Source organism: Photobacterium sp. DNB23_23_1, assembly GCF_052873815.1.
The window spans coordinates 1-12,991 of sequence record NZ_JBNNXT010000027.1 but is presented as its reverse complement, the minus strand read 5'-3'; the positions used below and the strand labels follow the sequence as shown (position 1 = coordinate 12,991).

At 46.9% G+C, this 12,991-nt stretch carries 10 protein-coding genes; 1 reads left to right on the top strand and 9 read right to left on the bottom strand.

Translation table 11 applies throughout. The features are described 5' to 3' along the window. Positions 1–27: 27 nt before the first annotated feature. Together ACVA53_RS16250 and ACVA53_RS16245 are read right to left on the bottom strand one after the other, a co-directional pair. The gene (locus ACVA53_RS16250; RefSeq protein ID WP_255041696.1) at positions 28–600 is read right to left on the bottom strand and encodes an NAD(P)H-dependent oxidoreductase; all 573 of its coding nucleotides are present in this window, start codon (positions 598–600) and stop codon (positions 28–30) included. A gap of 57 nt (positions 601–657) precedes the next feature. Then, on the bottom strand, positions 658–999 hold the full coding sequence (locus ACVA53_RS16245) for a MerR family transcriptional regulator (protein WP_255041697.1): 342 nt from the start codon (positions 997–999) through the stop codon (positions 658–660). A 149-nt stretch (positions 1,000–1,148) separates the two neighbouring features. Between ACVA53_RS16245 and ACVA53_RS16240 the strand changes: the two genes are divergently transcribed. Then, on the top strand, positions 1,149–1,601 hold the full coding sequence (locus tag ACVA53_RS16240) for a DUF302 domain-containing protein (protein ID WP_255041700.1): 453 nt from the start codon (positions 1,149–1,151) through the stop codon (positions 1,599–1,601). Positions 1,602–1,705: 104 nt separating this feature from the next. Here the strand turns inward: ACVA53_RS16240 and ACVA53_RS16235 are convergent, their stop codons facing one another. From ACVA53_RS16235 to ACVA53_RS16205, 7 genes are all read right to left on the bottom strand, one after another. Further along, positions 1,706–2,374, bottom strand: a complete 669-nt coding sequence (locus ACVA53_RS16235; RefSeq protein WP_255041701.1) for a hypothetical protein — start codon at positions 2,372–2,374, stop codon at positions 1,706–1,708. A gap of 313 nt (positions 2,375–2,687) precedes the next feature. Next, positions 2,688–4,070, bottom strand: coding sequence for an NCS2 family permease (locus ACVA53_RS16230; RefSeq protein WP_255041703.1), 1,383 nt, complete (start codon positions 4,068–4,070; stop codon positions 2,688–2,690). 196 nt (positions 4,071–4,266) lie between these two features. Beyond that, positions 4,267–5,583, bottom strand: a complete 1,317-nt coding sequence (gene guaD, locus ACVA53_RS16225; protein WP_446505663.1) for a guanine deaminase — start codon at positions 5,581–5,583, stop codon at positions 4,267–4,269. Positions 5,584–5,671: 88 nt separating this feature from the next. Then, a complete protein-coding gene (locus ACVA53_RS16220) occupies positions 5,672–7,078 on the bottom strand; it encodes a nucleobase:cation symporter-2 family protein (protein WP_255041706.1) in 1,407 nt (468 codons plus the stop codon). A gap of 246 nt (positions 7,079–7,324) precedes the next feature. Continuing rightward, positions 7,325–10,195 (bottom strand): molybdopterin-dependent oxidoreductase Mo/Fe-S-binding subunit, encoded by a 2,871-nt coding sequence (locus ACVA53_RS16215; protein WP_446505662.1) that lies wholly within the window; start codon positions 10,193–10,195, stop codon positions 7,325–7,327. A gap of 2 nt (positions 10,196–10,197) precedes the next feature. Continuing rightward, positions 10,198–10,992, bottom strand: a complete 795-nt coding sequence (ygfM, locus tag ACVA53_RS16210) for a molybdopterin-dependent oxidoreductase FAD-binding subunit (RefSeq protein ID WP_446505661.1) — start codon at positions 10,990–10,992, stop codon at positions 10,198–10,200. 473 nt (positions 10,993–11,465) lie between these two features. Beyond that, positions 11,466–12,419: a GIY-YIG nuclease family protein gene (locus ACVA53_RS16205; protein WP_446505660.1), complete on the bottom strand. Its 954-nt coding sequence runs from the start codon at positions 12,417–12,419 to the stop codon at positions 11,466–11,468. Positions 12,420–12,991 lie beyond the last annotated feature (572 nt).

Here is a 12,991-nt window from a genome sequence, read left to right as displayed (position 1 = left end):
GTAAATAAGAGCTAGGACTAAATAAGACTAAAGCTGTGCCGCCCGCTTGGAGATCTTATCAAACCACGATTGACGGCGTTGTTCTGTTGCGGTTAGCACCGGTCCCAAATAGATCGATGTCTGATTTTTGATGCCAGTGAAACTCAAAATCGTGTGCTTCAATTGTTTATAGATCGGGTTTCCCTGAACATACTTATACCAAAATGGCGGTGTATCGAGGGTAATGATCAATTCCGATGTACGCCCGCTCAACAACTTTTGTGGTATCGATTTCCCTTCTTGATATTTAAACGCGAAGCCGGGAAGGAACGTCCGATCAATCACCCCTTTAAATTTAGCTGGTATCGTGCCCCACCAAACTGGGCTGACAATGACGATATGCTCCGCCCAAGTCACGTGTTGCTGAAAACCTTTCAAATCATCTTCCAGCGGGGTTTCCTTGTCATAGCCTTGCTGAAGATCCATCTCAAACGACATATCAGCAAGGTTTACTTGTTTGATGTCGTGTTTTTTGCCTGCAATGCTGGCATAGTGCTCCGCCAATGACTGGCAAAGGCTTTCTTGCTTTGGGTTTGCATTGATAACCAAGACTTTTTTCATCACCGTACCTCCTTATTCGTGCTAGAGGCATCTTAAACCTTGACCCTAGGGTCAGAGTCAATAGTTACACTGATCAATCGCTTGCCGGTATTCACCAATGCGTAAATATTGCACTTCAAGCATTTTTATCTGGGATGCTATGCTCTGTTGCTTCTCTTCAAGAAGCTGTAACACTTTGGTCCAATTGAAATCCTGCTCACCATCGACCAACTCTTTCAACTCTGAAAGATGGAGCCCGAGAGATTGGCCCTCTTTAATAAGGCGAATAAACTCAATATCAGCTTCAGAGAAAACACGATATTTGCCTGCCCTCGATACCCTCAGCAATCCCATCGACTCATACAACCGAATTGCCCGCTCCGAAGCACCGGATTTTTTCGCAGCTTCGCCTATGTACATGGCTTTCCCTTTCCTAGTCTATGGTTCAGTTGTTCTTTACTTAGCCTGCTTGCTAAATCCGACCTTCATGACTATAAACAAGTCACTTAGGTCTATATTCATTACGTTCTATACGAACAAGGACAAGTGTATTAATGGAGAATAAACAAATGAAAATCAAACTGTTACTCTTTTTATTTTTCATTAATGTTAGCTACCCCGCATTGGCAGATAATGGGCTAGTTTCAACCCAAAGCCCTTATACCGTTCCAGAGACCACCGCAAAACTAAAGCAGGTTTTGAAAGATAAGGGCATGACCCTCTTCGCCCACGTAAAACACAGTGAATCAGCAAAAGAGGCGGGCGTTGATTTACGACCAACCGAACTGTTGATCTTCGGTAATCCCAAAATTGGTTCTGTCATTATGTCCTGCCAGCAATCGGTAGCTATCGACTTACCGCAAAAATTTTTAGTGACTGAAGATGAAAACAAAGATGTCTGGGTGACGTACAACAGCCCGATCTATCTAGCAGCCCGCCATGGTATTAACATGGACAGTGAGAAGTGTCGTTCTGTCATCGAAAAAGTCAGCAAAGCACTTAACGCAATGGTACCCAAATAACTGCAAGGTACTTGGTTTAGCTGGAAAGGAATGGATGGTAATAAATACAAAGGCTCAATGTTTAGCACGTTTTGGACTCATAGAGCTCAATGATTATTCAACGTTTATAGGTATTCGCTTGCATCTTTAGCTTCAAGATTAACCATCAAGCCCAAATACCCTGAATCATTGACATCAATACGTAGCGATTCTGATTTGCTTTCATCAAAATGCGCAATCAAATAACCATAACCTTCATTCAAACCTGTCAGTTGGCGTCCATCCACTTCAAATGCATCGTCATTCGTAACTCGTTCCCAATTGACGGCACCCGTGATATCTTCTGTTTCCCCATCACTAAAAGTAGCGGTAACTTTAACATTAACGGTCTGACCGACAGTGACATCTGTATTATCTATCTCGATGTTTAGCTCTTCGACTACCGAGTCACCGACAATTACCGTTCCGGGCTGTGCCGATTCAAAACCATTCAGACTTGCATAAATGCTTACCACTCCCGGCTTCACCGCTAAAATTGTCCCATTCTGGGCAATCGATACACTTTCTGGATCACTACTGCGCCACGTTACACCTTGCACGTCTCGAACATAGGTCCCATCCACATAAAATGCATTGGCTGACATTTTTCGTATTTCACCATCATTAAGTTGAACGTGATAAGGAACGACGAATAACTCTAAGATTTCATTTTCAGATTCATGCGCAAACACTACTGACGTGCCAAACAACAGGATGACTATGCCAAGCCATAACCACACTTTCTCCAACACCATAAAAACCTTCCCGTCGACTACTTTAATAATGAGATGACTAATGTTCAAAAACGACGGAGGGAGTCAAGTATTTAAGGTAAAACATGAAAAACGTGATATTGAGCCAAAATAGTTAGTCAACCACATGAAATCACCAATCTTCAAGGTATTTGGTTCAATGCGAATAACTTGGATGATAGCCAATAAAATGGTCTTTATTGCTGCTGATTAATTCGTTTGAAGATATTGCGAGTGCAATAACAAAAACGCCCCTCATTTTTCAATGAGGAGCGCGACTTATATCTCACTAAAACGTGATGCGATGTGGCGAGACTTAAATCGCCCAGCCACCCGCGTAGAAGGCCACTAGCACAATGGCGATAATCACGGTACCTGCGTTCAGTCGTTTCGCTTCACCAGAAATAACACGGCCAATCACCAATGAGCCAAAGCCCAGCATGATGCCGGTGACAATATTACCGGTCAGAACGATGAACACCGCACACATTAAACCGGATAGCGCATCAACCGAATCAGCCATATCCAACTTACTCACGTTGCTCATCATCAACAGACCCACATACATCAGCGCTGGCGCTGTAGCGTAAGCTGGTACCAAGTAGCTAATAGGCGACAAGAACAGTAGCAATATGAACAGACCACCAACAACCGTTGCGGTCAAACCCGTTTTACCACCAGCTGCCGTACCTGCAGCAGACTCGATATACACCGCCGCTGGCGCACCACCTACAAAACCAGCAAAAATACTACTCACTGAGTCAGAAGTCAGAGCCTTACCACCATCAATGATTTGATCATCTTTATCCAGTAGGTTCGCCTGACCAGCAACCGCACGGATAGTACCGGTAGCATCGAAAATCGCGGTCATCACCAAGGCCAATACACTTGGGATCACAATTGGGTTCAATGCCCCCATAATATCCATGGTGCCCAATAGCGACTCACCTTCCGTGCCAAACGATGGCATCGCAAACAGGCCTTGATAGGTCACGTTAGGATCGAAAACTAGGCCGAAGATTGAAATAGCCACAATCACCAGCAGAATGCCACCGGGAACCTGGCGCTTCTCAAGACCGAAAATCGCGGCCAGACCCACAATCGACATGATGACAGGTAATGATGTGAACTCGCCCAATGCGACAGGTAGGCCTTCGTGTGGGTTCTGTACCACCAAACCAACACCATTGGCGGCAATCAATAGCAAGAACAAACCAATACCGATCCCCGTTCCGTGCGCAATACCAGACGGCAGGTTAGTCAAGATCCACTGGCGTACACCGGTGACGGTAATAGCGGTAAACACCACCCCCATCAAAAATACGGCCCCCAAAGCAACCGGGATGCTGATCCCCTGCCCCAGCACCAAGCTAAATGCGGTAAACGCGGTGAGGGAGATCGCACAACCAATAGCCATCGGCAGGTTTGCCCAAAGCCCCATTAACAGCGAACCAAACGCCGCGACCAAACAGGTAGCGATAAATACCGCTCCTTGGTTAAAACCAGCAGCACCAAGCATGCTCGGTACAACAATGACTGAGTAAACCATTGCCAGGAAGGTCGTCAAACCGGCAACAACTTCTTGCTTTACACTACTACCGCGCTGGGAAATCTTAAAATACCCATCCAAGCCGCTTTTTCGGGGGGTGTCTTCTGCCACTACTGTAGGTTCATGATGAATCGAACTATTTTCAGACATGATGTAATTCCTTGTAAGAATTAGTGCCAGGCTTTGGCCTGATCACCTTGAAAAACGTTGAGCTTCCTCTCAACCCGCCCCGTCGCAATCGATTGCTTTTTTTGGGGCTGGGCAAGGTAAGTTGACAGCGATTATACGCTTTACTCACCTTGCATTGTCAAAATGGTATTTGCTACTGAAACCGTTTACGTAAAAATTAACCTCTTTCGTACACTAATCGGCCATCAACATAGGTTCGGTAGATGCTACGGTCATCGCCCAAAGTCATTAGCATGAACAATTTCTCAGGCAAATCTTTCGAGCTGTCGTAGCGAAGTTGCTGAAGTGGCGTCGAACATGGATCGATAATGACGAAATCCGCTTCTTTGCCCACTTCGAAGTTACCGATCAGGTGATCCAGTGAGAGTGATTTAGCCCCACCGAGTGTCGCCAGATAAAACGCCTCGAATGCCGACAAACGGTAATCTTGCAACTGCATGACCTTGTAAGCTTCGTTGAGGGTTTGCATCATATTGAAGGTGGTTCCAGCGCCGATATCGGTCCCCATACCGACTTTCACCCTGCGCTTCCACGCCTCCTGCAGCTTGAACAAGCCACTGCCAAGATAGAGATTTGAGGTTGGGCAAAAGGCAACGGCGGAGTCGGTGTCTTGTAAGCAGTCCCATTCTTCGTCTTCAAGATGGATGCAGTGGGCAAATACACTCTTTGACCCCGTCAAACCATGGTGATGATAAACATCCAGATAACCGTCTTGCTCAGGGTAGAGCTCTTTCACCCACGCGATTTCATTCTTGTTTTCGCACAAATGGGTGTGCACGTAAGTATCCGGGTATTCTTCCTTGAGTCGTCCAGCCATTGCGAGCTGCTCAGGAGAAGACGTTGGCGCAAAACGCGGTGTAATGGCATAGAGCAAACGACCACGTTTATGCCAACGCTCTATCAATTCTTTGGTTTGGTTGTAACCGATTTCCGGCGTATCCAGCAGGTATTCCGGCGCATTGCGATCCATCATTACCTTACCGGCAATCATCCGCATATTGATCTTCTCGGCTTCTTCAAACAGCGCATCAACCGATTCAGGATGAACGGTGCCAAAAACCAAGGCGGTTGTGGTACCGTTTCTCAGCAACTGCTTGATAAAGAACGCCGACATTTCGCGGGAGTAGTCTTTATCTTTATAGCGAGCTTCAGTTGGAAAGGTGTAATTGTTCAGCCATTCCAACAGTTGTTCACCATAGGCACCCACCATTTCGGCCTGTGGATAGTGAATATGGGTATCGACAAAGCCAGGCATCACAATCTTGCCTGGATAGTTTCGAATACGAACGGTCGATGGGATTTTATCTTTCCCCTTCTCCCATTCGCCGACCCATTCGATACGCCCGTTCTCAACTAACATTAAACCGTCTTCAATAAAACGGATGTTCTGCTCGATGTCTTCAGGCTTGTCGACAACCTTAGCAATATCCAAGATAGATGCTCTAATTGCTTTAATAGATTGGGTATATTCCATAATTACCTCTTATCTTTCGGTGCAGGATAGTGATAGGGACACCGTGATTTCGTGCACTTCTTTTATTGAATTATTTCTATTGTAGGGCTTAAATTTGTTGCTCGCGTGACTGCACAGCCTCTTCCTCGGCCAGTGCTTTCTCACACTCTTCACACTCTTTGATTTGCTCTTTCAACGCTTCGCGTTTTTCATTCGCACTTTCTGCTTCATCGGCACGGTTAATACCCAAAACAATATTGAGACCCAGTGCCACTAGTGAGCCCGTAGTAATACCCGAGCCTAGAATGACGCGCATTGAATCGGGCATGTAAGTCAGGATTTCAGGACGAACGGTGACCGCCATGCCCGAGGCCACACCGACAGCGATGATAAGCATATTGCGTTTGGTAAAATTAATGCGTGACAGGATGCCAATACCGGCCGAGATGATCATAGCGAACATAACAAGTCCAGCTCCCCCAAGCACCGGCGAAGGGATAGTAACCACAATGCCGCCCAGTTTCGGGAACATACCGGCGATCAGCATGATCACACCAGTCACTGCAACCACATGGCGGCTGGCAACACCGGTAATCGATACAATACCGACATTCTGACTGAAAGATGAAAATGGGGTTGCACCAAATACCGAGGCAAGGGCACTACCGACACCGTCACATAAAATCCCTTTAGACAGCTTCTTCCCAGTCAATTTGGTATGGGTTGCATCACTCAAGGCTAAGAAGTCACCGGTCGACTCCATAATAGTGACCAGGTAAGCGATAGACATCCCGATAACACCACTGACGGTAAAGCTCAATCCAAATGGTAATAGTTCTGGCAAGGAGAAGAACTTGGCTTCTTTTACCGGCGTAAAATCAACCACCCCCATGAAGATCGCCACAATATAACCAACCATCATACCAATCACGATAGCAGCAGCAGAGATCAGCCCTTTGCCAAGTTGAGACAGCACAATCACTACAACCAACACCAACAGCCCCAGCATCAGATTATTGATTTGACCGTAATTCTCTTGCCCAACAAAACCACCTGCGAACCAGTCAACAGATACAGGTAAAATTGTCAGACCAATTAAAACCACCACGGTGCCGGATACCACGGGTGGAAAGAGCTTTCTGATTTGCGGCATAAAACGGCTACCAATGATCATTACCAACGAGCCGATCAGCGATGCACCAAATACCCCAGAAATGCCCGAGTCCATACCAATCGAAATCGAGATGGCAACAAAGGTGAAGCTAGTACCCATTACCACCGGAAGCCGGATCCCAACAGGACCTACTCCTTTGCACTGGATGATAGTTACCACGCCCGATACCATCAGGGCTGCATTGACCAAAATCACCATTTGATCTGTCGGTAGGCCAATCGCACTACCGACCACCAAAGGGACGGCAATGATAGCCCCCATCGCGGCAAGCATATGTTGAAGAGCAAGGAGGATCGCGGCACCCATAGGAGGCCTGTCTTCCACGTTATAAAGCAGTTTCATTTCAGTTCCATCCGTAATCTATGATTCGATAACCTAGCCAGAAACTCCTGGGCCCTTTACAACAAGCTCAACCAGAGCCTGTGCCTGCCTACCCGCTTATATCCTGACCATCCCCCAGTTCATGAGAAACAGTCGATACTCGCTAAGTCATGACGGCGTAATAGCCATAACACCAGCCCGGTAAACCGGAGCCGAAAAACAAAACGGCCATTTCCCATCCCCTGGAAACAGCCGCTTGTACATTGATTAAAGCTTATTCAGACCTTGTAGAACCTTTTCAGGTGTGAAGTGCCAATCCCGCATCCACACACCACATGCATCATGAATCGCACTGGCAATGGCCGGGGCTGCACCGTTAACACCAATTTCAGAGATCGACTTCGCACCGTAAGGGCCAACCGGATCGTCACTTGGTACCAATACCGCTTTAAAGTCGCGAGGTATATCGCCAATCATCGGCGCGCCATAGCTTTTCAGGTCTCGGGTCACGGGCACACCATGCTCATCGTAAACCAGCTCTTCATATAAGCTGTGGCCGATGGCTCGCATGCTGGCACCGTAAATCTGGCCTAAAGCCAAATCTGGGTTAACCGGGGTACCGCAGTCGAGCAAGGCATGGAACTTATCAAGACGGATTTCGCCAGTACGGGTGTTAACTGCCACCTCGGCGAAGTTCGCGCCGTAGGGAAAAGCAAATTCTGGTGTGGTGAAGCAACCTGAAGCCAATAATTGTCCCCACCCTGTTCCACTTTCTGCTTTGTGGGCAATATCGAAGTAGCTCACTTCACCTTGCTTACCTTTCACCATGCCCGGTGCCACAATAGCGACATCTTCCACGAGTTCATCCAGCATTTCAGCGCCACACTTAAGGATTTTCTCACGCATCGCTTCGGCAGCACGCTTGGCCGCATTACCAGAGAAGCATGTTCCTGATGAGGCGTAGGCCCCCTTATCAAACGGTGCGTGGTCGGTATCACCGGAGTGAATAGTGATTTCATCCATCGGGCAGCACAGCACTTCGGCGGTCAGTTTACTGATCACAGTATCAAGGCCAGTACCGATATCAGCGGCACCTGAATGAACAATGAAGGTACCGTCTGATGCCATCTTGATCTGACAGTTAGCCTGATCGATATCTGGAATACCGGATTTCTGCTGGATAATCGCCACACCACGGCCCACTTTCCATTCGCTGTCATCCTGTTTTGGGCTGTCCCATTCAATCAGCTTGCGGCCTTCACGCAAAATAGGCTCAAGTGCACAGCTGTGAACTTTCGGCGCACTGGTCGGCATTTTACCTTCACCGATAGCTGCTAGGATCTTCAGCTCTTGACCTTCAACCACACGGTTCTTCTCAACCATATCAAGATGGTCGATACCCAGTTCATCAGCCATTTCGGCCATCGCCATGGTCAATGCATAGTTACCTTTCGGCGCACCGTAACCCTGATAAGCCCCGGTCGGACAGATGTTGGAGTAATAGGTTGTTACCCTGAAGTCCACATTGTCACAAGGGTAAAGAGGTAGCGACAAGGCGGGACCGTTTGATGGCACGGTCAGCGCGTGGTTTCCGTAAGGGCCGGTGTTGGCACGGAAGTCCATATCAATGGCGGTTAGCGTACCGTCTTTCTTGGCACCGAGTTTCACCGTCACTTTGGCAACATGGCGGGTTGAGTTACAAATAAATTCTTCTTCGCGTGTATGATGGAAATATACCGGACGGCCTGTGGTCCAGGTTGCCCATGCACACACATCTTCCAGCAAGATATCTTGCTTCGAACCGTATCCACCACCCACACGTTCTTTAACGATATGTACTTTGTTTTGCTTCACACCAAGGATTTTGGCTACCTGACGGCGGACATGCCAAGGCACCTGAGTCGAATCGTGCATCACGATGCGATCGCCATCCATATAGCTGTAACAGATATGGGTTTCAACCGGTAGTTGCTGAACCTGTTTCGACTCATAAGTACGCTCGATAATCATATCCGCTTCAGCAAAGCCCTTGTTAAGATCACCGATATGACCACGGACACTGGCGGCAATGTTCTTGCGCGGGAAACAACCAATAGGGAAGTTCACAATCAACTTGCCTTCACGCGGATCGGCGTTGCGATTCTGCTCTTCCAAATCATCTGGCGCACCAACACCGTACTCGATAGGCTCGTTGTGAATGATCGGGGCATTGGCGGCCATCGCCTCATCAATGCTCATCACTGGCTCAAGCACATCGAATTCAACGTCGATAAGCGTCAGTGCCTGCTCGGCAATTTCCACCGACTCAGCCACTACAGCGGCAATGCGATCACCCACATGGCGCAGTTTCTGGCCAAACATACGGCGGTCGAGCGGTGATGGTTCAGGGGCGCTCTGACCACCTGGTGTGTACGGAATATCTGGACAGTTCTTATAGGTGATAACCGATACCACACCCGCAAGAGCTTCTGCTTTGGAGACATCCAAATGCTTGATCCATGCATGAGCATGCGGGCTTCTTAGCATCTTGATAACACAAGCGTTGGCAGGGATTCGGTCTTCAACATAACAAGGCTTAGCCTGCACCATTTTCGCCGAATCAATCTTCGGACAGTTCTTACCGACCACCACCAAGTCATCACGGAATTCAGGGGCAAATTGCTGGGTATAGGCAGGGTCGCCAAGGCGTTTCACGGCCAATTCGACCACTTCGTAAAACTGCTGATAGCCAGCATCACGGCTAAATAGCCCTGATAAAGCATCATCAATCTCCGCGCGGGTTGGTTGCGGAATACGTTCCAGCATGTCAGTTAAGATCAACGCCAATGCTGGATCGTTATAGCCTGATTGCACTATACCAACATCGATCATCGCCTGCTGAACCAAACTCAATTGGTTCCACTCACCTAGAGACTCTGCCGTTTTTACTTCTGCACCTTCAAGCTGGGCAGCAATCAACAAAGAGGCATTGATCAGTTCACCATTGAACAAGATCACATCTGATCCGGCATAACCCCAGCCATCATCACTGTTGCGAACCGAGTGAAAGCCCATGGAGTGAAGCAATGTCTGAACATTTTCACCAAGACGGCAATCCAAAGATTGAGGGCGGCCATTTAAGGTAAATTGAATCGTCATGATTATGCTTCCTCTACCAAGTGCTGACATTCAGCCATCAAATCCGTGATTACAACGCCTGCGATATATCGCTTATACTCCACACTGCCGCGGATATCGGCTTCAGGGTAAATGGCATCGGCAACTGCTTGCTCCAGCAGCTCCCCTTTTAAATCTTGCGCTTCTACATCGCGCAGACGGACTGGACGGGCCGCACCTTGATGCAGAGGCGAAACGCCATCAAGCGCTATCACCTTGTTTCCTTGCTTATCAATAGATACCGCTGCGGTCACAATGGCTAAACCCGCCGCTGAACGGGCAATGTTGTAACCGATACAAGTCAGGTTTCTATCTGGAATAATGACGGTAGCGATGAGCTCACGTTCTTCACTATTAATATAATCTTCAACATCCATTTCCTGCCCGTTAGCCAGCTTCAATTTGGTTCTCAGGGCAATCAAGCTTGGGACCAGCAAAGCTTCTGGCTGGCGTGCGGCAATTTCACCCCCCAAGGTGGCCTGGTTACGGATATGGCGGGAATAAATAAAGGCCGCAGATTGTTTCAACGCTACAGGCACCAGTTCGTGATCAATCAATTGCTGAATATGGCACATTGCACCGATATGCAAGCTATCTCCTTGCTGCTCAATATAAGAGAAGTTAAGTTTGCCCAAAGAGATAGCAACAGTTTTATCGGTTTTAGTTGGCGCTGCATTGATTTTGGATCCGCCTGCAAACCAGATGGCTTCACTGCCATGCTGTCGCTTTAACTCAAGTGCCTGAGCAGGGGTATCAGGCGTTAGATATTGTTCAATCATGTTATTTGCCTTTTCGCATTCTCATTGTTATTCCTGCATCATGCGTTCGGCCTAATGGCTTTTACGGAACGTTATTGATGTCTTGAATATCTAAAAGGCAACAAACACGCCAAACTGCTTGAACCAGCGGGGGAAGACAAAGATTCGTGAGCGAAGTCTGGATTTTGAACAAAAGTGGGATCGGCGTCGGGTTGCGGGTCACCTTTTTCACGCCGAGCGTTTCCTTAGGTTATCAAGGTGTTAATGACTATTGTCACTGAACGAAGAAGGGATATCAAAATAATACCTGAGGCTATCAATATGATATGAGTGGGGGTGATAGCGGTGTAACTGTTAGGTTGGGAGGCTTGTTTATCACTCGTCTTGAGAGCAGACAGTCCAACCTGCTCAAGTTACCAATAAGCAAACAGAGAAAGGAGCCATTAGCTCCTTTTCTTATTGAATATCCCTTTAACGCACGCTACGAAAAGGCATTAATTCATGATGCCGTAGCCAAAAGATGCCAACAAAAGCAAAAAAACAACCATACCAAATACAGAAGAACTGCTCTCAACATTTTTCTTAGCAATATGAGGCTTGTGAATGGCCTCGGGCTTACTCTTTGTATTGTGGAACGGCTGTGTCCGCCTTTCTACGACCTTCGTGGTTCGCTTAACGTTTTCGAAGTAAATCGTGTTGTGAATGTCGAACAATGCCGCTTGCTTGGAGTTCATGGATTCTAGCGCAATGAATTGCTGGTATAGACTCTGAACGCCAAAGATACCAAAGGATAAAGTAATATCAAAGCCACAGGAGTGGCAGAGATTGTGGTTGCCGCTAATCTGCTTCGTTACTTTATGACAATCGGGACAACGGAAGTAAAGGGCACCGTAGTTGTACTCTTTAAGCTGCTTGCTATTCCGTCGCTGCACACAATCCTTGATCACTTGAGACTCGATGGCGTGTTGAGTAAGAGGGGTGGGAGGTACGCTTGTCTTGGCGATTAATTCCTCTTTATGAGCTTTAGGAAAGGCCTTTGGCTGACCGGAAGAGCTACGCTTAGCCCTTTCCATTGACCATATAGAGGAACCCTTGCTTTTCTTGGACTCTTCCAGCTTATCTAGGTATTCCTCAACCTCAATTTCAGCTTCAATTGGTGTGCACTTAAACCACTCAGACTCTTTGCCCGACGAAGCGTGCTTCAATCGGCCATACTTGTGCTTTAAGGTACTATAGATACTTTGCTCGGCTCTTTGCAATTCTCGTAGAGTAACGCAAATGGTGTAAACCTTGGCAAACTTATATCGGTGGTTGGTTGTGTCGCTTTCGCGGACATTTGCCGCCCGGCTCGTGATCCCAATTTTTGCTTCTTCAGGATGTTCCGAATCCATTCCAATGTATATGGTTCGCTCTTGCTTACCGCGGTGTTGCGCTTTGCTTTTGTTCATTACAAGCCAAGTGGTTTAGTGCTGAGTAGTCGAAATAAGCCTGTATGATACTTAATCGTCTTGAGCGCTCGCAAGGCGCATTCGTGCTTTTTTATAGACCTAGCTCATTAAAATCGCATTATGAATCTTTATATATTCAGGGGTGATATGGGTATGGTCCTTGTTATTGTTCTAGCAAAACAAGCATATGTTTGCCAAGGCACTGTTGCACAGGTTTCTCTCCAGAGAGATTAGAATAATGACAATGTACGTCACCCGACATCACCTCACTGTTATATAAAAAATTTTCCGTTTATCACACAAACTTTATCAAAGCATCACTGTATAGTTAACTGAATATAAAGGTTTTTTAGTATAAGTGCTGTATATCATGTTGAAACAATCAACATGACATCATCTTCTTTATCAAAAGGTCTTCTGAAGTCATAGGCTTGTATGTGACAGGTTCAGCATTCTAATTAGTCATAAATTTAGCAAGGGGTAAATTAAAGTAAACGCTATGTTCCTTTTAACTGTTGCTGAAGACTTAACATCCTGTTTTCGTTAAGTTCTTCAGTCACATCCATGTATCG